This is a genomic window from Streptomyces sp. NPDC044044 (assembly GCF_056434405.1).
In genome coordinates this window covers 38,346-61,714 of the sequence record NZ_JBWKFG010000001.1, presented here as the reverse complement: position 1 = coordinate 61,714, position 23,369 = coordinate 38,346, and the positions used below count along the sequence as shown (strand labels likewise).

Sequence of the window (23,369 nt, the reverse complement as noted above, 5' to 3'; positions counted from 1 at the left end):
ATCCGTCGCGGTGCTCACGCCTCCTCCTTCCGGTCCGCGCGCAGCACGAGCAGCATCAGCGCGACGGTGACGACGAAGACGACGACCGAGATGGCCGACGCGTACCCGACGCGGCCGGTCAGGCCGGTGCCGACGCGCTGCACCAGCATCACGAGCGTGGTGTCCTCGCCGGCCGGACCGCCGTTGGGTCCGGCCATCAGGTAGACCTCGGAGAACACCTTGAAGGCGGCGACCGAGGAGAGTGCGGCGACCAGGACCATCGTGGAGCGCACGGCGGGGACGGTGACCGTGAAGAAGCGGCGCACCGCGCCCGCGCCGTCCACCGAGGCGGCCTCGTGCAGTTCGCGCGGCACGTTGGCCAGGGCCGCCAGATAAATGATCATGTAGTAGCCGAGGCCTTTCCAGACCGTGACGGCCATGGCGCTCAGGAGGAGCAGCCACTGGTCGCTGAGGAAGCCGACCGAGCCGACACCCACCGTCTCCAGCACCGCGTTGACCAGGCCCCGTTCATCCAGCATCCACACCCAGATCAGGCCCACCACGACGATGGACGCGACCACCGGCGTGTAGAAGGCGGACCGGAAGAAGGTGATGCCGGGGATGTGCTTCTGGACGAGCATCGCGAGCAGCAGCGGCAGCAGGACGAGCGCGGGGACGACCCCGACGACGTACAGCGTCGAGTTGCGGAGCCCGATCCAGAACATGTCGTCGTGCAGCAGCTCGCGGAAGTTGTCCAGGCCGACGTACTCCCCCGGCATCAGGGTCCGTTTGTCGGTGAAGGAGTTGATGAGCGTGCTGACGAACGGATAGAGGATGAAGATGCCGACGATCAGCAGCCCGGGGGCGGCGAACAGCCAGGGACTGGAGGGCAGTTGACGCCTGATGCGACTGCGACTGCGTCTACGAGGGCTGCGGTCGTCATCGTCGGCGGCGGCACCTGGAACGGTGGCGGCGCTTGAGCTTTTCATGGTGGTGGTCCCGTGTCGTCTTCTCAGCTCTGCTTCAGGAGCCGGTCGCAGTTCTTGACAGCGTTGTCAAGCGCTTCCTTGGGGCTCTCCTTGCCCTGCAGAGCCCGCGCGACGCCGTTGCGCAGCTCGATCTTCATCTGCTCGCTGAACAGCACGGGCGTGTAATTCACCGCGGTCTTGATGGACTTGGCTGCGGCGACACGCACACGCGTGTCATCGGTGCCGTCCTGCTTGGTGAAGTACGGGTCGTCGAGCGAGCCCTGCGTGCTGGGGAAGATCGCCACCTTCTTGGCGAAGGACATCTGGTGCTGCGCGTCCGTCACGTAGTGGGCGAAGGCCACGGCGGCGGGCGTCTGCTTGGTGCGGGTGTTCACCATCACCCCCATCACGTACATGTTGTCCTTGCCGGTGTTGGTGATCTGCGGGGTGATCCCGATGTTCTTGTAGAGACCGGGCGCGTCCTTCTTGAACTTGCCGAGGTCCAGGGCGCTTCCGGGGTTCATGGCGACGGCCTCGGTGAGGAACTTCTTCCCCGTCGACTCGGGCGTCGCAGTGAGGGCCTGCCGGTCCAGGGCCTTCGCGTCGTACAACTTCTTGTACTTGGTGAGGAGTTCGACGCCCTTGGCTCCGTTGAACGTGAACCTGGTCCCGTCCTTGTCCATCAGCGGGACGCCGTAGCGGCCGAAGTCCTCGATGGTGGGGACGTTCGCGAGCGTGGCGGTCTTGCCCTTGCTCTCCTTCGACAACGTCAGCGCGTCGTCGAAGAGTTCGTCGTACGTCGTCGGGGGCTTGTCGGCGTCGAGCCCCGCGTCCTTGAAGATCCGCTTGTTGTAGAAGAGCGGCCCGGTGTTCAGGTACCAGGGGAAGGCGTACGTCCCCTCCGTGCCCGGTATCTGGTGGCTCTTCCACGCCCCCGGCAGGTACTCCTTCTCGTACTTGCCCGCCGCCTTGTCGAGGTCGAGCGCGAGCCCGGCCTTGGCGAGTGGGGCCACCAGGTCGGGCGAGACGTTCACGACGTCGGGCAGGGTGCCGGCCGCGGCGTCGGCACTGATCTTGTCGGCGTAGCCCTCGCCGGGCTGGTCGACCCAGTTCACCTTCGTGCCCGGGTACTTCTTCTCGAAGCCGTCGACGACGTCCTCGAAGTACGACTTGAAGTTGGCCTTCAGGTTCCAGGTCTGGAAGGTGATCTCGCCCTCGATCTTGCCTGAGGCGTCGGTCGAGCCGCCGCCGTCACCTCCGTCGCCGCAGGCGCTCAGCGGCAGGAGCACGGCGAGGACGGCGGCAGCGGCGGCTGCCCTGCGGGGGATGCGGGGGTGGTGGGAGATGCGCACGGTGAAACGGCTCCTTTGCTCGGCCCAGCGTGAGGCAGACCCTGCATGGAACTCCGGTAAAAAGTCAATGGATTCGTTGAACAATCTCTATCGACTCCATCAACTGCGCAGGTCAGAGCAGTGCGTTGAACTTCTTGCGGCGATCGACTAATGCGCTTTAGAGTAGTCGGGCTCAAGCGCATTAGTATGCGCACCACAGGAAAGGGGCAACACCGGTGCAAGGCAAGCGGTCCCCGGCACGCAGGCCGACCATGAAGGACATCGCACGCCGCGCCGGAGTCTCCGAGAGCGCCGTGTCCTTCGCGCTCAACGACCGGCCCGGAGTCTCCGACGTCACCCGCGACCGGGTCCGCAGGGTCGCCGAGCAGCTGGGCTGGCACCCGAGCACGGCGGCGCGCGCACTGTCCGGTGAGGGCTCGGCGACGGTGGGCCTGGTGCTGGCACGGCCCGCCGGGACGCTGGGCGTCGATTCCTTCTTCCTGCAGCTGATCTCGGGCATCCAGGAGGTCCTGGCGGAGCGTCAACTGGGCCTGCTCCTCCAGGTGGTGGAGGACGTGGCCGCCGAGTGCGCGGTCTACCAGCGGTGGTGGGCCGAGCACCGGGTGGACGGCGTCCTGGTCGTGGACCCGCGCACGGACGACCCCCGCCCTGCGCTCCTCGACGAGCTCGGCCTGCCCGCGGTGGTGACGGGCGGCGTGCCGGATCCGGAGGCGCACCACCCCGCCCTCTCCACCGTCTGGGCGGACGACGCGGGCGCGATGGCGTCGATCGTGGACCATCTGCACGCACTCGGGCACCGCCGCATCGTGCACATCGCGGGGCTCCCCGGCCTCGCCCACACGGAGCGGCGGATCCGGACGCTGCGGGCCGAGGCCCAGCGCCGCGACCTGTCCGAGGTCCGCTCGGTGACCACGGACTACTCGGACGCGGAGGGCGCCGCGGTGACACGGCGGGTGCTCTCCGCCGCGTCACCGCCGACGGCTCTCGTGTACGACAACGACGTGATGGCCGTCGCCGGGGTCGCCGCGGCGGCCTCGCTCGGATTCACCGTGCCGGCGGACGTATCGGTGATCGCATGGGAGGACTCGGCGCTGTGCCGGATGGTGCACCCATGGCTGACGGCGCTCTCACGCGACACGACGTCCTTCGGCCGGACCGCGGCCCGCGAGCTCCTGTCCCTCCTGGACGACGGCCCCGCGGCCACGGTCCAGGTGCCGCTGCCCAGGCTCATCGAGCGGGAGAGCACCGGGCGGGTGGCCGAGAGCTGAGCGGCGGTATCAGGGCGCGTCGTGCCAGGAGAACGCCGCGATCCGCCAGCCCTGCGGAGTGCGGACGAACTGGATGGTCTTGGTTCCGCCGCCCTCGAACGGCTTGCCGTCCAGGATCCCGGACTTGCTGTACGTGCCGAACCGCGAGGCGATGCCCTCCTCGATCTCGGTCCTCTCTGAGGTCTCCCACTCGGAGAACTCCACCAACCGACCCTCGGTCAGGAGCCGTTGGCGGGGCTCGATGAACTCGTCCACCGTGTAGACCGTGAACTGCGGGCCGGTCGTGACGATCACACCGCCCGGGAGCATCAGGCGGCGCAGACGGGTCACGTCGGCGGCCTTGCCGCCCAGGTTGGTGAAGGCGCCGAAGAACTCGGCGGTCAGCGCGTCGATCTCGTTCTTGGACATGGCCGCGACGGTAACACCGCTGTGGGGCAAGGGACTTCGAATGGCGGAGAGCCGGGGCCGTGCGGACGGACAGCGTCGTTCGTTCGTCCGCACGTCCGCACAGCCCCGGACGTGGCCCCCTACACCCGCGACCGGTACAGACCGAACTCCGCGAGGCGTACCGCCCCGCGTGACCCCGTCACCCGAAGCCGCCACTCCCGTGCCCGTACCGGCGTGGCCAGCGTCAGGACCCGGCTCGCCCCCACCGTGTCCACCTCGGTCACGGGGGACCATCCGGCCCCTGCGGTCACCCGCGCCTCGATCACCGCGTGCTCCAGCTGCTGCCCCCGCCGGATGTCCTCCCCGAGCCGGATCCGGTCGACATCGCGCGCCCGGCCCAGGTCGACGGTGAGCGTCCCGCGGGAAGGCGCGGGGCAGGCCCATGCCGTGTCCGGGTCGCCGTCGACCGCGTACGACGGACGGCGGCCGTCACCGCGGGCGCGGGCGTCGCGCGCGAAGTCCTCCGGCAGCTCACGCCCGATCCGCTCACGGAACTCCCGCAGCCGCGCGACGTCCGCATCCGGGAGCAGCCCCCTCTTGTCCGGCGGGATGTTCAGGAGCAGCACGGAGTTGCGGCCCACCGAGCGGAACCAGATGTCCGTCAACTGCCCGACGGACTTGGGCTGTTCGTCCTCGTGAAAGAACCACCCGGGCCTGATCGAGACGTCGCACTCCGCCGGCCACCACTGCACGTACTGGGCGACCGCTCTCGCGTCGGCGAGCGCATCGCGGCTTCCCTGGTCGGGTGCGTCGTACTTCAGGGCGTAGTCGATGCTCCCGTTCCCCGAGTCCTTGACGGGGACGACGCTCCACTCGTTCTCACGCGCGAGTCCGCCCTCGTTGCCGACCCACCGCACGTCGGGCCCGCGCACGGCGACCGTCGCGTTCGGCGCCAGGGCGCGGATGACCGCGTACCAGCTGTCCCAGTCGTACGTCTCGACCTTCTCCGGCGGGATGCGCCCCTGCGCCCCGTCGAACCAGACCTCGTCGACGGGCCCGTACTCGGTGAGCACTTCGTAGAGCTGGTTGAGCATGTGCGCACCGTAGTCGGTCGCGTCGAGCGTGAAGGAGCGCACGGCGGCGGCGTCCGCCCGGTCGTCGCCCTCCACCGGCGTGGGGATGGTGCGCCGCGAGCGCGCGCTGCCGTTGGCGTAGACGCCGTGCAGGTACTGGTTCTCGTCGGCGGGCGAGATGTAGACGCCCACCTTGATGCCGTGCCGGCGCAGCGAGTCGGCGAACGAGCGCAGTACGTCGCCCTTCCCCTCCTGCCAACTGCTGCTCACCACACTGTGCTTGGTGTAGCGCGAGGGATAGAGCACGAAGCCGTCGTGGTGCTTGACCGTGAGGATGGCGAGCTTGAAGCCGCCGTCGCGCAGGGCCCGCGCCCACTGGTCGGTGTCGAGTCCTGACGGCTGGAAGACGTCGGGGTCCTCGTCACCCGTGCCCCATTCGAGGCCGGTGAAGGTGTTGACCCCGAAGTGCAGGAACGCGGTCTGCTCAAGGCGCTGCCAGGCGATCTGCCGTTCCGTCGGCCGGACTTGGGACGCCTTGGCGACGACCTCGTCCGGGGAGTCCTTGGAGCTGATCGGGATGCGGTAGGGCGGTTCGGGAGCGGCCACGGCGGCCCCGCCCCCGGAGCCGGGCGCCGCGAGCGCGAGGGAACTGCTCGACGCGGCGACCGCCGTGGTGACGGCGGCGGTCACGAAGAGACGTCTGCTGACAGTCATGGGGGTGCGGGTCTCCCTGTCGATTCTCTGGGCGATCTCTGGGCGATGGGATCTGATCCGGCCTGCTCTCTGGGCGCCGGGATCTGATCAGCCGGTGGTCAAGGTCCATGTCGCCGGCGTCCGTTGATCCGCCGGATACTGCTGAAGCCGCCCGTCATCGGCGACGTGCACGGACATCCGCGTGATCGCGTTCGTCAGCCGGTAGCCGCCCGCCGCCTTGTCCAGCTGCCACCGCTGCAGGGTGTTGGCCGCGTCGCACGTCTCCTGCGTGACCGAACTTCCGGGCTCCAGCGGCACGTTGAGCGTGATCTTGCCGCTGCGGGTCTCCAGGCAGGTGCCGTCCGCCGCGGACTTCAGCGTGACGTAGCCGTCCGCGGTGCGCTTGACCTCATAGGCGGCGGGCTCCGCATGCCCCTTGGTGTCCCGCAGGGTGTACGTTCCGTCCGCCACCGGCGCCTTCGTCAGGTCCCGCCAACCAGGCGCGTGTTCCACGGACTTGGCGCGTGCGGTGAAGTCGGCGTACGTCGGGTCCGGGTGCGCCGAACCCCAGGTGACCTGGGCGACATGGCTGAGCGGCATCGCCATGGAGGCCGCGACCTCGTTCTCGGTCTCGCCCTTGCCGTTGTCCGGCCACAGGCTGATCTTCGCCCCGGTGATGCCGTCCCGCGAAGCGAGCTTCTCGCCCTCGAAGCTGCGCGGGTCCCACGCCTTGTCGTACAGCGCCTTGGTGTCGGTGTGGAAGCCGCCGCGGACGAGGTAGAGGGAGTAGGCGGCGTTCTGCAACGGGTATCCCTGGCGGATGAGTTGGCTCGGCTTCGTCTTCACGTCGAGCCAGTGCTCCACGCTCGTACCCGCAGCGACCGGCACGGTGTTCGCGCCGGTCAGGCCGTCGTTCCAGATGCGCAGCTGCTTTCCCTTGCCCGCCGCGTAGGCGTGCACCCGGTTGATGAAGTCGACGAAGGCGTCCTGCGGGGTCGCCTTCTCGCCGTACTTCTTCTTCGCGTAGGCGAGGACGTGGGGGTACTTGGCGAAGTCGGAACCGAGCATGTACTCGTCGGCGCCCATGTGCCAGGACTTCGCGGGGAACACCTCGGCGTACTCGTCGATGAGGCTCGTGTAGTACGCGAAGGCCTCGTCCTTGGTGACGTCGAGGCGCGAGGGCTGCGGCTTGCCGTCGGAGTCGGTGAGCTGGAGGTCGGTGCGCTTCTCCAGCCAAGGGTCCATGTGGCCCGGCGAGTTGATCTCCGGGATGATCGTGACGTGGTACTTCTCGCCGAGCGCGACGAGACGGCGTATCTCGCTCTTGGTGTAGTAGCCCCAGGTGTTGGCCTCGGGGTGCTTCTCGCTCTTCACCTTGAGTTCGAGGAGCAGCTGGTTCTGTTTGTTGTACGCCATGTCGCGTACGAGGTTCTCGAGCCAGGGCGTCGAGACGTGGATGTAGCAGGCGCAGACGCCCACCCCGCGCTCCTTGTACTGCGGCACGTCGACCGTGTGTCCGGCCGGTACGCGGTCGCTGCGGGCGAGGAGCTGGAGGAGGGTGCGGGTCCCGTAGAAGGCTCCGGTCTCCGTCGCGCCGGTGATCTCCAGGCGTTCGCCGGCGCGCAGTTCGTACCCTTCGGCGCCGAGGGGCTTTCGTGCGGGAGCGACGTCGATCACGATGTCGCCGTCGCGCGGGGCGCCGCCGGTGACCGGCACCCTGCCCTCGCCCGCGGCGCGCAGATCGTCGGCGAGGGTGCGGGCGACCTCGCGCGCCGCCTGCCCGTGTGCGACGAGCCGGGTGCCGGGCCCGTACGTGTAACTCCCCTTGCCCGGCGTCCAGTCGGCGAGGGCGGGAACGGTGCGGGGCGGCTCCGACGCGGGCTGCGGTGTCCCGGCGGCCTGGGCCGCCGGGACGGGCGCCGCGAGCAGCAGCAGGGCCACTGCGGCGCCTCTCAGCCTGCGGAGCCGCGCACGGGGCGCGAGCATCATGCGCATGTCAGTCATGACATCCGATGATTCAAGCGCCCCGTGAGGGTGTCAATGCATTGTGCGCGGCAGGGACTTGGACATTTGCGCTGCCGCGCACCGACCCATCGGATGAATTCCGGGCCGCTTGTTCAGCCGGGCCAGACGTCTTCAGCCCGGCCAGATACCCGTCAACCGCCGTGTGGCTACAGCGCCGCCGCGGTCGACGGCCGCCTTGACCACGGCGAAGATCGCGCCCTGCAGAGTGGCCGCGAGTAGGATCTCGCCCCAGCCGCGGTCCTCATCGGTGGCATCGGGCGCGTCCTCGTCGTGTCCCGCCACCTTCCACGCCTGTTTGAACAGCCCGCCCGCGGCCACACCGGCCAGCGCACCGAGCGCCATGCCGACCGGCTTGTAGGCGATCTTCGAAGCCTTCACGCCGCGCTCCCGTGCTTGCGCCTGCGCCGCACCAGTACGTACGCGACCACCAGCGTCGCGCCACCCGCGAGGAAGGCGGTGCGGCGGCTGCGGACCTGCTCCGGCGCCTTGTCGTGCCACACCTCCGTCGCCTGTCCTGCCGCGGCCTTCACCTGCCCGGTGGCAGCGGCCGCCTTGTCCTTGACCTGGTCGGGCACCTTGTCCTGCAGCGCATGGGCGGCCTCGGTGGCCTTCGCCATCGCCTGACCGCTCAGCTCCGCGGCCTTCGTGGCCGTCTGGCCCTTGATCGCGACCGCCTTGTCCTGCGCGCGGGCCTTGACGTCAGCCTTGGCCGCCAGCGCCTCGACCGTCTCCCCCAGGTCCTGGCGGGTCTGCTCGACCTTGGCGCGCAGTTCCCCGGGGCCGGCCGTGTGCTTGTCGGGCTGGTTCATCGCTGTGCACTCTCCTTGATCTCTGCGACATCGGCCTTCACGCCGTCGATGGCCTGCTCGGGGATCGGCGGGGCGGCCCGGCCGACTTCCTTCTTGCCTGTCATGGCAAGCACCGCGGCGATCAGACCGAGGACGGCGGTGACGATCAGCCCCGCCGCCCACACCGGAAGCGGCACGGCGAGCGCCGCGATCGCGGTGGCGACGAGGGCCTGCAGGGTGAGGAAGCCGATGAGACCGGCTCCGCCGAACAACCCGCTGCCCTTGCCGTAGCGCCTGGTCTTCTCCTTCATCTCCGCCTGCGCCAGACGCATCTCGCCGCGCACCAGCTCCGTCAGCTGCTGCGACGCGCGCTGCACGAGATCACCCACCGGCTCATTGGCGGGGGCGGTCCGTCCGCCGCTGTCGCGGCCTGTGGTGTGCGGGCCTGTCTGGGCCATCGTCATCAACCTCCTGTCTGTTCTGCGGCCGAGTACCCCGATCCCCGGGATCGGCACATGGTCGAGGGCCGCGGTCCTGCCGGACGGCGGGGGCAGCCGGTGTCGGACGGTGTTCACTCCTCCATGCGCCGCCGGTCCTGCTCGTCCCACGCGCTGGTGTCGCGGGGCGGTACGTAGGGCTCCTCCTCAGGGGGAAGACCACCGGCGATGGCGCGCTGACGCGACAGCTCCGCGTCGAACTCCAGGCCGAGCAGGATCGCGATGTTGCTGATCCACAGCCACACGAGGAAGACGATCACGCCGGCCAGCGCGCCGTAGGTCTTGTTGTAGGAACCGAAGTTGCCCACGTAGAAGGCGAATCCGGCCGATGCGATCAGCCAGATCACCAGGGCGATCACGCTGCCAGGGGTGATCCACTTGAATCCGCGGCCCTTCACGTTCGGCGTCGCCCAGAACAGCAGCGCGATCATGGAGGTCACCAGCACGACGAGCACCGGCCACTTCGCGATCGACCACGCCGTCAGCGCCTGGTCCCCTACGCCCAGGGCCGACCCCACGGTCTCGGCGATGCCGCCCGTGAACACCACGATGAGCGCGCTGACGACCGCCAGCGCCAGGAGCACCACCGTCACGCCCACCCGGACCGGGAGCACCTTCCACACCGGCCGCCCCTCGGGCATGTCGTACACGGCGTTGGCGGTGCGGATGAACGCCCCCACGTACCCGGAGGACGCCCACACCGCGAGGACGATGCCGAGCACCGCCATCAGGGAGCCGACACCGCCCCGGCCCTCCAGCTGCCGCACGGCGTCGCCGATGATGTCCCGCGCCGAACCCGGCGCGAGCTCATCGAGCGTCTTGAGGAGCCAGTCGATGGCGGACTTCCCCACGACGCCGAGGAGGGAGACCACCACCAGAAGCATCGGAAACAGCGACAGGACCCCGTAGTAGGTCAGGGCCGCCGCCCGGTCGGTCAGCTCATCGTCCTGGAACTCCCGGATCACGCCGGTGAGCACTGCCCGCCATGACCGCTTCGACAACTGCGTCAGTTCATCCGGCGCGCGGTCCGCGCTGCGCTCGGCATCCGATGTCCCATTCATACTCCCCGGGGTAACCCGCATCCGCCCGGCCATGCGTTCGGGCCGGCGCCACTCCCCGCGGGGCCGCAAAACGCCGCGTGCCCCCAGCCGTGGTCGGCGGGGGCACGCGGCGAAGCGGAGGGATCAGTCGATACCGGGGAGGATGTGCGGCTCCGCGAGGTCGTCCTCGTAGCCGGCGAGGCGGATCGGTGCCGCCTTCGCCCACGAGTCCAGGTTGCTGAGCTTGCGTGGCCTGCCGGCCCGCTCGCCGCCTCGTTCCGCCGGTCGCTTTTCCTGCTTCGTCAAATCTGGTGTCACCGCGCACTCCTTTGTGTCGCGTAACGGAAGGACAAGGGCACTTCGGTCGCGGTGGCGCCGTTGTTCGGGCGGGATCGCGGCCACGGTTGCAAGCCTGTCCCAGGGCGGCATAGGGGTGCTTGTGGATCCCCTGAAGGCCGTCCGTTCGCCTCAGATTAACCAAATGAGCAGGCCCGCGCTCTATGGGTTCCGCCGAAGGGGTGGATTTCAGACAGTTGATGCCGGTGTGGGGGTGGCCGACGGGCCGGAATCTCCTCAACGGGTCGGGCCCATGGGCCTTTCCAGGCCTCCATGGGACCGTACGGAGATGACTTCTGCGCAGGCACGGGAGGGCGCGGTGGCTCTGGTGACCGGAGCCTCGCGAGGGATCGGGCTCGCCGTCGCGCGGGCCCTCGCGGAGTCCGGACATCGCCTTGTCATCACCGCCCGCGACCCGGACGCCCTCCAGGACGCGGTGGCCGCACTGCGCGCGGACGGCGCCGAGGCCCTCGGATGCGCGGGCGGCGTGGCTGATTCCGGTCAGGCGGAGGCGAGTGTGGCCCTCGCGATGCGCACCTTCGGGCGGCTCGACGTACTGGTGAACAACGCCGCCACGAACGCCCCTTACGGCGCGCTGATGGACGTCGACCTCGCCCGGTGGCGCGCCGCCTTCACCGTGAACGTCGAGGCCGCGCTGCGCCTGACGCAGCTCGCCTGGCGGGCCTGGATGGGCGAACACGGCGGCGCGGTGGTGAACATCTGCACCGAGGGCGCCTCCCATGTGGGCCCGAACGTGGGCGCGTACGGCACCAGCAAGGCGGCGCTCCTGCACCTGACCGCCCAACTGGCGGGCGAACTCGCACCCTTGGTGCGGGTCAACTCCGTGTCCCCCGGCCTCGTCCGCACCGAGATGGCCCGCTTCGTGTGGGACGGCGCCGAGGAGCAGCTCGCCGCGAGCCTGCCGCTCGGCCGCATCGGCGCACCGGAGGACGTCGCGCGGGCCGTCACGTGGCTGGTCTCGGATGCGGCCGAATGGGTGACGGGTGCCGATCTCCTGGTCGACGGCGGGACCAGGGTGCGCGCGGCGGCCGGCACCGCCGCGTACGCCGTGCACGACCAGCTGCGGTCGTCTGCGCCCGGCGAGGCCTGACGCCTACCACTTGCCGGGTGCGTAGTCCTTCATGAAGACGCCGTACAGGTCCTCGCCCGCCTCGCCGCACACGACCGGGTCGTAGACGCGGGCCGCGCCGTCGATCAGGTCGAGCGGGGCGTGGAAGCCCTCCTCGGCGAGGCGCAGCTTGTCGTAGTGCGGGCGCTCGTCGGTGATCCAGCCGGTGTCGACCGAGGTCATGAGGATGCCGTCGGTCTGGAACATCTCCTGGGCGCTGGTCCGCGTCACCATGTTGATCGCGGCCTTCGCCGCGTTCGTGTTCGGGTGGCCCGCGCCCTTGTAGCCGCGGCCGAAGACGCCCTCCATCGCCGAGACGTTGACGACGTAGGCGCGGCCGCTCGCCGCCTTCTTCGCGGCGTCGGCCATCGCCGAGCGCAGCGCGCTGATCAGGATGAACGGCGAGGTGTAGTTGCACAGCTGCGTCTCGAGGAGCTCCACCGGCGAGATCTGCTCGATGGTCTGCACCCAGGTGTTGCTGTCGACGACGTCCGGGACCAGGCCGCCCGCGTCGATGGCGGTGCCGTCCAGGTGCCGGGCGACGCTGGCGTTGCCCGCGACCAGGGCCAGGTCGGCGACCTGCTGCGCGTCCAGGCCGCTGGTGCCCGCGGGCAGCGCGGCGCTCTCGCCGAGGACACCCACCGCTCCCGAGTTGAAGTCGCCGATGACGGCGTGCGCGGGCAGCTCCCCGGCCGGCAGCGGCGCGCTCTCGCCCTCGACCAGGGCGGCGTACGCGGAGGGCAGGCGGCGCACGGTCTGCGTCGCGTTGTTGATCAGGATGTCGAGCGGCCCCGCGGCGGCGACCTGCTCGGCCAGCGCGACGGACTGGGCCGGGTCGCGCAGGTCGATGCCGATGACCTCGAGGCGGTGCAGCCAGTCCGCCGAGTCGTCCATCGCCTTGAAGCGGCGGATGGCGTCCTTGGGGAACCGGGTCGTGATGGTGGTGTGGGCGCCGTCGCGCAGGAGCCGCAGCGCGATGTACATGCCGATCTTGGCGCGGCCGCCGGTGAGCAGCGCGCGCTTGCCGGTGAGGTCGGCGCGAGCGTCGCGCTTGGACCGGTTCAGGCGGGCGCAGTCCGGACAGAGCTGGTGGTAGAAGTAGTCGACTTCCACGTACCGGGTCTTGCAGGTGTAGCAGGAGCGCGGGCGCTGGAGTATCCCCGCGAGCCGGCCCTCGTCGGTCTGCGACGAGGGCAGCAGGCCCTCGGTCTCGTCGTCGATCCGCTCGGCGGAGCCGGTGGCGGTGGCTTCCGTGACGGCCTTGTCGTGCGCGGTCTTGGCCGCCCGGCGCTCCTGACGGCGACGCTGCTTCACCGTCCGGTAGATCCCGGCCGTGGCCCGGCGCACCGCGATCGCGTCGGGGTGGTCGACGTCGAGCTTGTCCAGTTCGTCGAGCACGCTGAGGCAGACGGCGAGCCGGTCGGGGTCGATGCCGGGGCCATACTCGGCAGAACCGGCAGCCTCCAGGCTGTCCTCTGTCACCGTCATCGCCGCTGTCCTCGCGTCACTCATGCCGCGGCTGTCTGGGTGACCGCGGAAGCTCCAAAGAAGAGAACTTTACGTAGCGACGGCCCCCTCCACCAAACGCGGACGGTTCACGCACGCTTCGACGAGCCCCGCGAGCTCCTCCCGCACGCTGCGCGCGAGCACCTCCAGATCGGGCACGGCGGCCGCGTCCGCGACCAGACCGAAGTGCACCCGCCCCCGGTACGTCGACACCGCGACGGCGAGCGCCTGCCCCTGGGCGAGCGGCGCGAAGGGGTACACGGCGGCGAGCGGGCAGCCGCCGAGCCGCAGGCCGAGGCTGGGCAGCGGGACGCTGGTGACGAGGATGTCGAAGAGCAGCCGGGCGGCCTGCGCGACGACGGGGCCTCCGATGCGGTGGCCCAGCGACGGCACGTGATCGGCGAGCAGGGCGACCGCGCCCGCGCCGCGGCTGGGGCCCGCGTCCTTGTTGCGGTCCATGGCGGCCCGCACCGTCCGCAGCCGCGCGACCGGATCGGGCTCGCCGACGGGCAGCCGGACCAGATATCCGGAGAGCCGGTTGCCCGGGGGCTGTGCGCCGCGCGGCCTGCGCCGGGACACGGGGACCAGGGCGCGCGGCTCCACGCCCTCGCTGCCGTCGCCCCGCTCGTCGAGCCAGCGGCGCAGGGCTCCGGCGACCACGGCGATCAGAACGTCGTTGACGGTGCCGCCCACGGTCTTGCGCACGCGGTGCACGTCGTCCAGGTCGAGCAGTACCCCGGCGGTGCGCCGCGTGCCGGTGGCCCGGGACGTGAGGGCGGCGGACGACCGCACGCCCAGGGTGGCGCGGGCCACCGACGAGCCGATGTCCAGGGCCCGCCCCACGTCGCTGACGGTGTCGCGGACGAGGCCCGGCAGCTTGCGCGGATCGGGCAGCCAGGACCACCCCGAGGCCTCGGGCCCCACGGGCACCGGACGCGGGGCGGGCAGGTCCATGGGGTCCATGACCGCCGCCGCGAGCATCAGGGCGCGCAGCCCGTCCGCGAGGGCATGGTGGAACTTGAACAGCACGGCGAAGGAGGTGCCGTCGTCGCCCGGCAGCACATGCGCCTCCCAGGGCGGCCTGCCGCGCTCCAGAGGACGCTGCATGAGCGCGCCGGCCGCCGCGTGGAAGTCCCCCGCGGGCTCGGCGAGGCGGACGTGGTCCAGCGCGTCGAAGGCGGGCGCGGCCGTGCGGACGGCCCCGCCGACCGGCAGCCAGACCGAGCGGATCCGCAGCCGCAGGCCGGGCACGGCGGCCGCACGTGCGGCGAGGAGCTGGGCGGCGCGCTCGGCCGCGCCGGGCGATTCGGCGTCGAAGACGCCGAGGGCCCCCAGGTGCATGGGGTGTTCGGCGGACTCGATGTTCCAGAAGGCGAGGTCGAGAGGTGCGAGCAGGTCGGAGGACTCGGGGTTAGGCGTTTTCAACGGTCTGCTCTCGCGTCGAGGACGATGCGGGGGGGCGTGAACGTGCAGTCAATCGCCGTTGCGCGACTACGGTCAAGTACGATCAAGCTACGCACAGTTAACAACAGATTAAGGCCCGCCCCTCTGAGAAGGGCGGGCCTTGTGGTGCGCAAGTGGCGTATGTCCTACGTCACTTCACCAGCGGTCGGCGTACGTCACTTGAGCGCGGGCGGCGCCGCCTGCTCCGAGGTGCCCCACTCCGATGGCTTGTCGCCCACCGTGAAGGAGAGCTCGCGGGTGTCGCGGATGTCGTCGGTCGTCAGATACGTCTTGCCGTAGTCGGCGCCGTCCGTGCGCGCCGACTGGATGTACCGGGCGGTGTCCGACGTACCCGGCGCCTTCACCGTGAGGCGCCCCTTCGGGTAGTAGCGGCGGTCGAGGGTGAGGTCGACGCGCTCGAAGACGGGCGTCGACAGACCCCATGTGTCCGTGCCGGGCTGGACGGGGAAGACGCCGATCGAGGACAGGACGTTCCAGGCGGACATGGTGCCGAGGTCGTCGTTCCCCGTCATGCCGGTCGGGGTGTCCGTGAAGAGGGTGAGCGCGGCGTGCACCACGTCGGTGGTCTTCCACGGCTGCCCAGTCGACAGGTAGGTGTACGGGGCGATGAGGTCCGGCTCGTTCTGCGGGTTGTACTTGTCCGCGTTGTAGTAGTCGTAGGGACCGTTGACCCACACCTCGCGCGCGGTCTTCGCCGGGTCCTTCAGGAGCTGCTCGTACGCGAAGAAGGAGTCGAGGCGGTCGTTGGTGGCCTGCTTGCCGCCGATGAGGCCGACCATGCCGGGCAGGTCCTGCGGGACGAGCCACTGGTACTGCCAGGACGTGCCCTCGTGGAAGCCCTCACTCTTGGCCGGGTCGGCGGGCCCGGTGAAGGCACCCTCCGCGTCCCGGGCACGGAAGAACCCGGTCGATGCGTCGAAGATCTTCCGGTAGTTCTGCGCACGCTCCGCGTACCGCTTGGCGTCGGCGTCGTGACCGAGCTCGCCGGCCATCTCACCGAGCATCGCGTCCGAGAGGGCGTACTCGAGCGTCGCGGACGCACCATGGTCGTAGTCCGAGTCGCCGGGCTTGGCGTGCGGGCGGCCCTTGATGTACGGCGCGAAACCGTCGCTCAGATACTCCTTGTTGGCCTCGCGCCCTACGGGCGCCGAGTCGGCGGGCGGCACACCGTCGGCGTTCTTCTTCAGCGCGCGGTACGCCTCCTCCTCATGCCCCTTGAGCAGACCCTGCTGGTAGGCGTTGGTGAGGAAGGGGGTGACCGGGTCGCCGGTCATGATGTTCGTCTCGACCGTGCCGTAGCCCCACTTGGGCAGCCAGCCGCTCTCCTCGTCGATCTTCAGGACGGAGAGGGCCATGTCGCGGGACTCGTGCGGCGCGAGCAGGGAGAGGAGCTGCGCCTGGGTGCGGTAGGTGTCCCACAGGGACCAGTTCTGGTAGTACGTGAATCCCTTGGCGCGGTGGACCTTCTGGTCCCAGCCCGTGTACCGGCCGTCGACGTCACTGCCGATGTTCGGCGCGAGGAACGAACGGTAGAGGGACGAATAGAAGGTGCGGCGCACGGTCTCGCTGCCGCCCTGCGCCTTCACGTCGTCGAGCCGGTCTTCCCAGGCCCGCTGCGCCGCCTTCGCCACGTGGTCGTACGAACGCCCGCCCTCCGCGCGGAGATTGAGCGAGGCGCCCATGGCGTCGACGTACGAAAGAGCGGTGGTCGCCTCGACGGTGCGGTCCTTGGAGGTGTCGAACCGGACGTAGGCGCCGTTGCGCTCCTCGCCCGCCGACGACTTCTTGGAGCCCGCGGTGACGGTGTCGCCCTTCCAGGTGCCCGATGTCGTGAAGGGGCGGTCGAAGCGGGTGATCGTGTAGACCGTGTACGGCTTGGTGTCCTGGCAGAAGCCGCTGCCGGTGATCGCCGTGCGGACCGTACGGCTGTCGAGGATCTCGACCTTGGTGCTGCCCGTCTTGTGCAGCGACTGGCCCGCGTTGAGCAGGACGTTGGCCTTGTCCGTGGCGGGGAAGGTGTAACGCTGCACGCCGGTGCGCCTGGTGGCGGTCAGCTCGGCATCGATGCCGGACTTGAGGCCCACCTTGTATACACCGGGGCTCGCCTTCTCGTCGTCGTGGCTGAACTCCGCCGCGTACTTGGCGTAGTCCGTCTCCTTGACGTCGCCCGTGGTGGGAAGCACCGGCAGATCGCCGCCCAACCCGCAGCCCACCCCCGAGAGATGGACGGTCGAGAAGCCGCGGATGTGGGTGTCGGAGTGGTCGTAGCCGGTGTTGTGCCCGGTGTCGGGCGAGAACTGGACCATGCCGAAGGGCACGGCAGCTCCGGGGTAGGTGTTGCCCTCGTTCTCGGTGCCGATGAACGGGTTGACCAGGTCGGTCAGTCGACCGTCGCCTGCCGGGGCGGCCTGGGCCGCCGGTATGGCGAGGGCTCCCCCGAGGAGCGCGGCCGCGGCCACCGCCACCCCCGTACCGCGTAGCCGTTGGGTCCATCTCATAGGTGGGAACGCCTCCTTGGACAACGTTGTCAAAGCGCGGAACGCGATCATTCTTCGGGGGCGGCCTCGCATGCGTCAAGAGGTCGGAGGCCGCCGGCGCGGGGAGGACGCCCGTATATCAGCTTGATTTTATATAAGCCCCACGTGATACTCGACCCATGGACGTGTTCGAAGCTGTGGCCGAGCCCAGCCGCAGAGCCCTGCTCGACGCGCTCGCAGAGGGCGAACGGTCCGCGGGCGAGCTGGTCGAGCTGCTCCCGGAGCTGACGCAGCCCGCCGTCTCCCGGCATCTGCGGGTGCTGCGGGAGGTCGGCCTGGTCGAGGTGCGCGCGGACGCGCAGCGCAGGATCTACACGCTGCGCCCCGGCGGCCTCGCCGAGGTCGACGAGTGGATCGGCCGCTACCGCCGCTACTGGGCGGACCATCTCGGCGCCCTGGAACAGCACTTGGCGCGCACGCACAAGAAATCGGAGGGCCCCTCGTGAGCGATCGTCTCGGGGAACCGACAGGGGAACTTGCACTCGACGGAGGGCAGGCCGTCCTCACCTTCGTCCGACATCTGCCGTATCCGGTCGAGGCCGTCTGGTCCGCCATCGCCGACCCGGAGCAGCGGGCCGCCTGGTTCGGCAAGACACTCATCGAGGGCCGCGCGGGCGGTGTCATCGACATGGTGCCCACGGGTCCGGCCCACCCCGTCCAGGACAAGCGGATGACCGGCCGGATCCTCGTCTGGGATCCGCCGCATGTGCTGGAGCACGAGTGGAAGCAGGCCCTCGCCGAGGACGGCGTGGTCCGTTACGAGCTGACGCCCGACGGCCAAGGCACGGTGCTCACCTTCACCCACCGCGGCCTGAGCGTGCCCAACGCCAAGGAGTACGGGCCCGGCACGCACGCGTTCCTGGACCGCCTCGCCGCGCACCTGGCAGGGACGCGCGTCCCGGCATGGCACGAGCGCTATGCGGAAGTCGCCCCCGACTACCCGGCCTGACCCGGCCCAAGCCGACCCGACCCTGCCTGCTCTCACCCCACCGGACCCGGGACACACGAGGAGTCACACCATGCCTGACATAGACATCAACCGGCCCGGCGTCGTCGTCGCCCACCACTCGGGATGGGGGCACACCGCGGCCCTCGCCGATGCGGTGGCCGAGGGCGCTCGCCTGGCCGGCGCCACGGTCACCACGCTGGCCGTCGACCACATCACCGAGGAACAGTGGACCGTCCTCGACGAGGCGGACGCCATCGTCTTCGGCAGCCCCACCTACATGGGCAACGTCTCGGCGGGCTTCCAGACCTTCGCCGAGCTCTCCTCGCGCCGCTGCATGACCGGCGCGTGGCGGGACAAGGTCGCCGCGGGGTTCGTCAACTCCGGCTCCAAGAGCGGCGACAAGCTGAACGCGCTGATGTCCCTGGCCGTGCTCGCCGCCCAGCACCACATGCACTGGGTCAACCTCGGCCTCGTCCCTGGCTGGAACAGCTCCACCAGCAGCGAGCAGGACCTGAACCGGCTCGGGTTCTTCCTCGGGGCCGGAGCGCAGACCGACACCGACGTGTCGGCGGAGCACGTCCACAAGTCCGACGTGCTCACCTGCCGGCATCTGGGCGGCCGGGTGGCCGAGGTGACAGCGCAGCTCATCGCGGGGCGGGTCGCAGCGGCCTGAGAGCCCGCGTCAGCCGGTGTGCAGCCACACCCGCAGCGGTCCGATCGGCGTGAACCCCTGGCTCACCGCGGCGTCCAGGCTCTCGCCGCTCTCGTAACCGACGACGGGCAGGTCAGGCCAGAGCCGGGCGACCTCCGCCAGGCAGCCCGCCCAGGCCGACTCCTCGTCGGCCGATGTGAACAGGTTGGAGACACCGACCACCGACGTGCCGGGGCTCGCGATGGCGCCCGCCACGATCCGTCCCTCGGCGTAGGCAGCGAGGAAGGTCGTGCCGCCGGACAGCAGCCCCGGACGGAAGAGGCCCGTGCCCTCTTCGCCGTCGTTCCACGCCCTCTCCCACGCGGGCAGGGAATCGGGGCTCTTGATCGGCTCCCAATTGAGGCTAGTGGCAACGGGAGTTGGTCCCGCTTCCCGGCGGATCCACTGAGCCTCGAACAGCACCTCGAAGCCCCATGGCTCCAGATCGAGGCAGGCGAAGCTGTCCTTGACGGAGCAGCCCCGTGACGCCGTGTCGATCCGGGCCACCAGGTCGGCCGCCGACGCGTCGGGGGTGAGCGACACGGCATCGGGATACAGCGGCGGAGTCCGGCGCGCGCTGCTCCACGTCCCTGCGCCGAACTCCCCCCGCAGCCCGTGCGCGCGGCAGACCGCGTCGCACCACTCGGCGTTGTTGCGGGCCGCGGCCCCTGCCCACTCGCTGTCGATGATCACGGCGTGATCGTGTCAAGCGGGCAGGCCCGCGTCCACGGGTTACGTGCTCCGGCCCACCGGGCCGGAGCACATAACGCCTCGTCAGGAGCCGGAGCACCCTGCCGGGTCCGGCCGCGACGCGTCGCCGATCAGGGCCTCATGTGCTGCCTTGAGCCGCTTCACGTCGGGCTTGACGACCCTGCGGTCGTACGTCACCAGGCCGTTCAACTCGCCCTCCACATCGGAGATCTGCGTGTAGACCGCGCCGTTGCCGCCCTTGCAGGCCAGCTTGTGCACCTCGTCGAGCTTCGTGAGGTAGTCGTCCGTGTACGTCGCCGGGTCCACGTCGACGTAGCTCTGCTGGACCGACCAGGCATGGCCCGGTACCGCGAGTCCCAGACCGCCGTACTCCCCGTTGATCAGGGCCCGTTCACCGTCGGGCTTGGGTGGGAGTGCCGGGCTCGGGTAGCCGTGCTCGTCCATGATGTCGCCGGTTCCGCCGTCGGCACCGAGGTTGAGGCCCGACATGCCGTTGACCAGGCGGGTCGGGTCCCAGGACTTGGCCTGGGTGGCGATGCGGCCCTGGTCGTACTGGCCCCAGCCCTCGTTGAAGGTGACCCACATGACGATCGACGGGTGGTTCGCGTGCTCGTCGATCATCTGCTTCATCTCGCTCTCGTACTGAGCGCGAGCGGCCGTGCTCGGGTTGCGGTCCGAGCGCATCGAGGGCATGTCCTGCCAGACCATCAGGCCCAGCTTGTCCGCCCAGTAGAACCAGCGGTCCGGCTCCACCTTGATGTGCTTGCGCACCGAGTTGAAGCCCATCTCCTTGTGCATCTTGAGGTCGTACGCGAGTGCCTCGTCGGTCGGCGCCGTGTGCAGGCCGTCGGGCCAGAAGCCCTGGTCGAGCGTGGCCATCAGGAACTGCGGCTTGCCGTTGAGCATCGTGCGCGGGGTGCCGTTCACCTTCTCCACGGCGATGGTCCGCATCCCGAAGTAGCTCTTGACCTGGTCTCGGCCGACGGTCACCTTCAGGTCGTAGAGGAAGGGATCGTCCGGCGACCAGAGGCGCGGATCGGCGATCTTCAGCTTGAGCGGTGTGCCCGTGCGTCCGCTCGCCTCGGCGACCTTCTTCTTGCCTTCGTACGCGACCGCCTTGACCGGCACTCCGTCGCGTACGCCCTTCGGCTCGACGGTGACCTGCTTGGTGGCCACGTCGGGCGTGATCTTGAGCGAGTCGGCGTGGTCGGCTGCCACCGGCTCCATCCACACCGTCTGCCAGATGCCGGACGACGGGGTGTACCAGATGCCGCTGGGGTCCAGGCGCTGCTTGCCGACGGGCGGGTTCTCGCCGTCCTTGGAATCGGTCGGGTCGTAGACGCCGACGATCAGCTCCTGGGTCCTGCCCGGCTTCAGGGCGTCGGTGATGTCGGCGCTGAACTTGTCGTAGCCACCCTTGTGTTCGGCGACCTTCTTGCCGTTCACGAACACCTCGGACTGCCAGTCGACCGCGCCGAAGTTGAGCTTGAGGCGCTTGCCGTCGCCGACCTTCCAGCCCTCGGGGACGGTGAAGGTCCTGCGGTACCACATGCGGTCCTCGTGCCGTTCCAGGCCGGAGAGCTGGGACTCCACGGGGTAGGGCACGAGGATCTTCTCGGCGAGCTTCTTGCCGACCGGGGGCTTCTCGCCGGCCTTGGCGGAGGCGAACTGCCAGGAGCCGTTGAGGTTGCGCCAGGCGTCACGGGTCAGCTGGGGGCGCGGGTACTCGGGGAGCGCGTTGTCCGGGCCCACCTTGTCGGCCCACTTGGTGCGCAGCTGGTGCTCGGAGTGGTTGGGGCCGCTGCTCCAGAACGCGGCGACCGCTTTGCCGTCGTCGCCGCTCAGGCCGCCCTTGCCGTCGTAGCGCAGGTCGGCGGTGCCCTTCGCGGTGCCCGTCTTGTTGCCGACGACGGGTTCCTTCAGTCCCACGAGGAGCGCGCGCGGGTCCTTCGGGTCGGGCTTGACCGTGCTGATGGGCCACTTGGCGCCGCCGATGACCGCCTCGATGTGGGTGGCGAGATCACTCGGGGGCGCGGCCAGCTCCTGTGCGAAGTCGAGCTTCAGGGTCCGGCCGTCCTTGAGGACGGTGGCGGAGGTGGCTCCGTCGTACTCGAAGCCGTCGGGGAGGCGGAAGGCCGACTGCGGGACGGCCTCCTTGGTGCCGCCGGGCTCGGTCCAGCGCAGGTGGAGGTTGGAGCCGCCGTAGTGCTCGAAGTACTCGACCTTGATGTCGTAGGCCTTGCCCGCGGTCAACTCGACCGGCTTCGCGGTCTGTTCCTTGTCCCAGTCGTCGACCCAGTGGTCGATGGCGAGCTCGCCGTCGATCCAGAGCCGGAAGCCGTTGTCGCCGATCATGGAGAAGGTGTGGGATCCGGTCTTCTCCGGGACGACCTTGCCGGTCCAGCGGACGGTGGCGTCGTCGGCCTTCCCGGTGGCGAAGGTCAGGCGCGGGTCGAGATTGTCGAAGTCGATGCGCTGGTCGAAGCCGGTGGCCTTGAGCTCGTGGAAGTCGAAGGCTCCGGGGGCGGACTGCGTGTAGTACTCGCCCTTCAGGCCGTGGACCTCGGGGGGTTCGTCGGCGGCGGTCGCGGTCGGCACGGCGGTGAGTCCGGCGAAGGCGAGGGCGACGGTGAGCAGCAGTATCAGCTGCCTGCGGAGTCGTCTGTGACGGATGGGGCGCACGGATCCTCCTTTGCTTGAAGCGGTGCTCGAAGGCTGAGGAAGGGTGGCGGCTCGCCGCTCCAGTCGGTACAACGAGTCTGTACAACGTTGGAAGGAACGGCAGTTGGCATGACAGCACGCCCCTCGGCGCGCTGTCCAGGGCCATGACAAACACCCCAGCACCAGGGGTCCACGTCGACGCAGGGAGCTGCACGTGCGGGTTAGCCTCAAAGACGTCGCGGAGCACGCGGGCGTCTCCATCAAGACCGTCTCGAACGTGGTGAACAAGTATCAGCACGTCACCCCGGCGATGCGGGCGCGAGTCCAGGAGGCGATCGACGAGCTGGGCTACCGGCCGAACTTGACGGCGCGTCACTTGCGAAAGGGCCGTACGGGAATCATCGCGCTCGCCGTCCCCGAGCTCGGCAACCCGTACTTCGCCGAGCTGGCAGGCGCGGTCATCGACGCGGCGGCCGAGCACGATTTCACCGTCCTGCTCGACCACACCCGCGGCGAACGCGAGCAGGAGGTGCTGGTCAGCCAGGGTTTCCGGGCCCGGGTGATCGACGGTCTGATCCTGAGCCCCCTCGAACTGGAGGCGGCCGACCTGCTCGGCCGCGAGGACGACGTACCGCTGGTGCTGCTCGGCGAGCGCCAGTACGACCTGCCGTACGACCACATCGCGATCGACAACGTGGCCGCGGCCCGCATGGCGGTGCGCCACCTCATCGGCCGCGGCCGCTCCCGCATCGCGTATCTCGGAGCCCGCACGGACTCCGCGAACCGTCCCGCGAACCTCCGGCTCCAGGGCTGGCGCGAGGAGTTGACGCAGGCGGGGATAGCGGCGCCGGACAATCTGGTGGGCCCGGTCGGCGGCTGGAACCGCTGGGACGGTGCGAAGGCGATGGCGCGGATGCTGGACGCGGGAGTGCGGCCCGACGCGGTCTTCGCGTACAACGACCTGGTGGCGATCGGCGCCATGCGGGTGCTGCACGAGCGCGGTCTGCGCGTGCCGTGGGACGTGGCGGTGGTCGGCTTCGACGACATCGCCGAGGGCCAGTTCGGGGCGGTCACGCTGACCACGGTCTCGCCGGACAAGCAGGCCATCGCCCGTCTCGCGGTGGCCTCGCTGCTGCGCAGCCTGGAGGGCGCGGGCGAGCCCGAGGGCCGTGAACTCACCGCGGAATTCCGCCTGGTGGAGCGCGAGAGCACGCTGGGCCGACGCTGAGCACTCGGCGGTCTTCGCTTGCGCGGAGGGTTTACAGCCCCCTTCCAACGATGTAAAAAGCTCCCCGTACCGCCGAGTTGACCGTAA

21 protein-coding genes are annotated in these 23,369 nt (G+C 69.7%); 6 read left to right on the top strand and 15 right to left on the bottom strand.

Features of this window, described 5'->3' with window-relative positions; translation table 11 throughout:
- Positions 1–14: 14 nt before the first annotated feature.
- Positions 15–968, bottom strand: a complete 954-nt coding sequence (locus AC07AG_RS00285) for a carbohydrate ABC transporter permease (RefSeq protein ID WP_478750304.1) — start codon at positions 966–968, stop codon at positions 15–17.
- Positions 969–991: 23 nt separating this feature from the next.
- Complete coding sequence (locus AC07AG_RS00280; RefSeq protein WP_478750302.1) at positions 992–2,299, bottom strand: extracellular solute-binding protein; 1,308 nt, start codon at positions 2,297–2,299, stop codon at positions 992–994.
- A 251-nt stretch (positions 2,300–2,550) separates the two neighbouring features.
- Here AC07AG_RS00280 and AC07AG_RS00275 point away from each other — a divergent pair, with 251 nt between their 5' ends.
- Complete coding sequence (locus tag AC07AG_RS00275) at positions 2,551–3,567, top strand: LacI family DNA-binding transcriptional regulator (RefSeq protein ID WP_478750300.1); 1,017 nt, start codon at positions 2,551–2,553, stop codon at positions 3,565–3,567.
- A 9-nt stretch (positions 3,568–3,576) separates the two neighbouring features.
- Here the strand turns inward: AC07AG_RS00275 and AC07AG_RS00270 are convergent, their stop codons facing one another.
- The 8 genes from AC07AG_RS00270 to AC07AG_RS00235 all read right to left on the bottom strand — a co-directional run bounded on the left by AC07AG_RS00270 (position 3,577) and on the right by AC07AG_RS00235 (position 10,388).
- Entirely contained in the window at positions 3,577–3,975 is a 399-nt protein-coding gene (locus AC07AG_RS00270; protein ID WP_478750298.1) for a nuclear transport factor 2 family protein, read from the bottom strand.
- 119 nt (positions 3,976–4,094) lie between these two features.
- Entirely contained in the window at positions 4,095–5,741 is a 1,647-nt protein-coding gene (locus AC07AG_RS00265; RefSeq protein ID WP_478750296.1) for an alpha-L-fucosidase, read from the bottom strand.
- Positions 5,742–5,828: 87 nt separating this feature from the next.
- A complete protein-coding gene (locus AC07AG_RS00260; protein ID WP_478752140.1) occupies positions 5,829–7,715 on the bottom strand; it encodes a family 20 glycosylhydrolase in 1,887 nt (628 codons plus the stop codon).
- A gap of 141 nt (positions 7,716–7,856) precedes the next feature.
- On the bottom strand, positions 7,857–8,123 hold the full coding sequence (locus tag AC07AG_RS00255) for a DUF4235 domain-containing protein (RefSeq protein WP_478750294.1): 267 nt from the start codon (positions 8,121–8,123) through the stop codon (positions 7,857–7,859).
- A complete protein-coding gene (locus tag AC07AG_RS00250; protein ID WP_478750292.1) occupies positions 8,120–8,554 on the bottom strand; it encodes a DUF3618 domain-containing protein in 435 nt (144 codons plus the stop codon). The genes AC07AG_RS00255 and AC07AG_RS00250 overlap by 4 nt, the downstream gene beginning before the upstream one ends.
- Complete coding sequence (locus AC07AG_RS00245) at positions 8,551–8,991, bottom strand: phage holin family protein (RefSeq protein ID WP_478750290.1); 441 nt, start codon at positions 8,989–8,991, stop codon at positions 8,551–8,553. Before AC07AG_RS00245 ends, AC07AG_RS00250 begins: the two co-directional genes overlap by 4 nt.
- Before the next feature lie 113 nt (positions 8,992–9,104).
- A complete protein-coding gene (locus AC07AG_RS00240) occupies positions 9,105–10,112 on the bottom strand; it encodes a YihY/virulence factor BrkB family protein (protein ID WP_478750288.1) in 1,008 nt (335 codons plus the stop codon).
- A 102-nt stretch (positions 10,113–10,214) separates the two neighbouring features.
- Positions 10,215–10,388: a hypothetical protein gene (locus AC07AG_RS00235; RefSeq protein ID WP_167828876.1), complete on the bottom strand. Its 174-nt coding sequence runs from the start codon at positions 10,386–10,388 to the stop codon at positions 10,215–10,217.
- 307 nt (positions 10,389–10,695) lie between these two features.
- On the opposite strand from AC07AG_RS00235, the gene AC07AG_RS00230 reads away from it, so the two are divergent.
- Positions 10,696–11,517: an SDR family oxidoreductase gene (locus AC07AG_RS00230; RefSeq protein WP_478750286.1), complete on the top strand. Its 822-nt coding sequence runs from the start codon at positions 10,696–10,698 to the stop codon at positions 11,515–11,517.
- Positions 11,518–11,520: 3 nt separating this feature from the next.
- Here the strand turns inward: AC07AG_RS00230 and AC07AG_RS00225 are convergent, their stop codons facing one another.
- From AC07AG_RS00225 to AC07AG_RS00215, 3 genes are all read right to left on the bottom strand, one after another.
- Entirely contained in the window at positions 11,521–13,023 is a 1,503-nt protein-coding gene (locus tag AC07AG_RS00225; protein ID WP_478750284.1) for an SDR family NAD(P)-dependent oxidoreductase, read from the bottom strand.
- Between the two features lie 69 nt (positions 13,024–13,092).
- Positions 13,093–14,466, bottom strand: coding sequence for a wax ester/triacylglycerol synthase family O-acyltransferase (locus AC07AG_RS00220; protein WP_478750282.1), 1,374 nt, complete (start codon positions 14,464–14,466; stop codon positions 13,093–13,095).
- A 194-nt stretch (positions 14,467–14,660) separates the two neighbouring features.
- Entirely contained in the window at positions 14,661–17,003 is a 2,343-nt protein-coding gene (locus AC07AG_RS00215) for a GH92 family glycosyl hydrolase (protein WP_478750280.1), read from the bottom strand.
- 158 nt (positions 17,004–17,161) lie between these two features.
- Here AC07AG_RS00215 and AC07AG_RS00210 point away from each other — a divergent pair, with 158 nt between their 5' ends.
- The 3 genes from AC07AG_RS00210 (at position 17,162) to AC07AG_RS00200 (ending at position 18,664) form a co-directional block, all read left to right on the top strand.
- On the top strand, positions 17,162–17,488 hold the full coding sequence (locus tag AC07AG_RS00210; protein ID WP_478750278.1) for an ArsR/SmtB family transcription factor: 327 nt from the start codon (positions 17,162–17,164) through the stop codon (positions 17,486–17,488).
- Positions 17,485–17,991: an SRPBCC family protein gene (locus AC07AG_RS00205; protein WP_478750276.1), complete on the top strand. Its 507-nt coding sequence runs from the start codon at positions 17,485–17,487 to the stop codon at positions 17,989–17,991. The genes AC07AG_RS00210 and AC07AG_RS00205 overlap by 4 nt, the downstream gene beginning before the upstream one ends.
- A gap of 70 nt (positions 17,992–18,061) precedes the next feature.
- Entirely contained in the window at positions 18,062–18,664 is a 603-nt protein-coding gene (locus AC07AG_RS00200; RefSeq protein ID WP_478750274.1) for a flavodoxin family protein, read from the top strand.
- Positions 18,665–18,673: 9 nt separating this feature from the next.
- On the opposite strand, the gene AC07AG_RS00195 is transcribed toward AC07AG_RS00200, so the two are convergent.
- Together AC07AG_RS00195 and AC07AG_RS00190 are read right to left on the bottom strand one after the other, a co-directional pair.
- Positions 18,674–19,375: a hypothetical protein gene (locus AC07AG_RS00195; RefSeq protein ID WP_478750272.1), complete on the bottom strand. Its 702-nt coding sequence runs from the start codon at positions 19,373–19,375 to the stop codon at positions 18,674–18,676.
- Positions 19,376–19,456: 81 nt separating this feature from the next.
- A complete protein-coding gene (locus AC07AG_RS00190) occupies positions 19,457–22,066 on the bottom strand; it encodes a PA14 domain-containing protein (RefSeq protein WP_478752138.1) in 2,610 nt (869 codons plus the stop codon).
- A gap of 202 nt (positions 22,067–22,268) precedes the next feature.
- On the opposite strand from AC07AG_RS00190, the gene AC07AG_RS00185 reads away from it, so the two are divergent.
- A complete protein-coding gene (locus tag AC07AG_RS00185; RefSeq protein WP_478750270.1) occupies positions 22,269–23,282 on the top strand; it encodes a LacI family DNA-binding transcriptional regulator in 1,014 nt (337 codons plus the stop codon).
- Positions 23,283–23,369: the final 87 nt, after the last annotated feature.

Excerpts from the sequence above, each read along its gene's own strand:
- AC07AG_RS00285 (WP_478750304.1), bottom strand. The coding sequence starts at position 968 with ATGAAAAGCTCAAGCGCCGCCACCGTTCCAGGTGCCGCCGCCGACGAT.
- AC07AG_RS00275 (WP_478750300.1), top strand. The coding sequence starts at position 2,551 with ATGAAGGACATCGCACGCCGCGCCGGAGTCTCCGAGAGCGCCGTGTCC.
- AC07AG_RS00270 (WP_478750298.1), bottom strand. The coding sequence starts at position 3,975 with ATGTCCAAGAACGAGATCGACGCGCTGACCGCCGAGTTCTTCGGCGCC.
- AC07AG_RS00265 (WP_478750296.1), bottom strand. The coding sequence starts at position 5,741 with ATGACTGTCAGCAGACGTCTCTTCGTGACCGCCGCCGTCACCACGGCG.
- AC07AG_RS00260 (WP_478752140.1), bottom strand. The coding sequence starts at position 7,715 with ATGCGCATGATGCTCGCGCCCCGTGCGCGGCTCCGCAGGCTGAGAGGC.
- AC07AG_RS00250 (WP_478750292.1), bottom strand. The coding sequence starts at position 8,554 with ATGAACCAGCCCGACAAGCACACGGCCGGCCCCGGGGAACTGCGCGCC.
- AC07AG_RS00245 (WP_478750290.1), bottom strand. The coding sequence starts at position 8,991 with ATGGCCCAGACAGGCCCGCACACCACAGGCCGCGACAGCGGCGGACGG.
- AC07AG_RS00240 (WP_478750288.1), bottom strand. The coding sequence starts at position 10,112 with ATGCGGGTTACCCCGGGGAGTATGAATGGGACATCGGATGCCGAGCGC.
- AC07AG_RS00230 (WP_478750286.1), top strand. The coding sequence starts at position 10,696 with ATGACTTCTGCGCAGGCACGGGAGGGCGCGGTGGCTCTGGTGACCGGA.
- AC07AG_RS00225 (WP_478750284.1), bottom strand. The coding sequence starts at position 13,023 with ATGACGGTGACAGAGGACAGCCTGGAGGCTGCCGGTTCTGCCGAGTAT.
- AC07AG_RS00215 (WP_478750280.1), bottom strand. The coding sequence starts at position 17,003 with ATGAGATGGACCCAACGGCTACGCGGTACGGGGGTGGCGGTGGCCGCG.
- AC07AG_RS00210 (WP_478750278.1), top strand. The coding sequence starts at position 17,162 with ATGGACGTGTTCGAAGCTGTGGCCGAGCCCAGCCGCAGAGCCCTGCTC.
- AC07AG_RS00200 (WP_478750274.1), top strand. The coding sequence starts at position 18,062 with ATGCCTGACATAGACATCAACCGGCCCGGCGTCGTCGTCGCCCACCAC.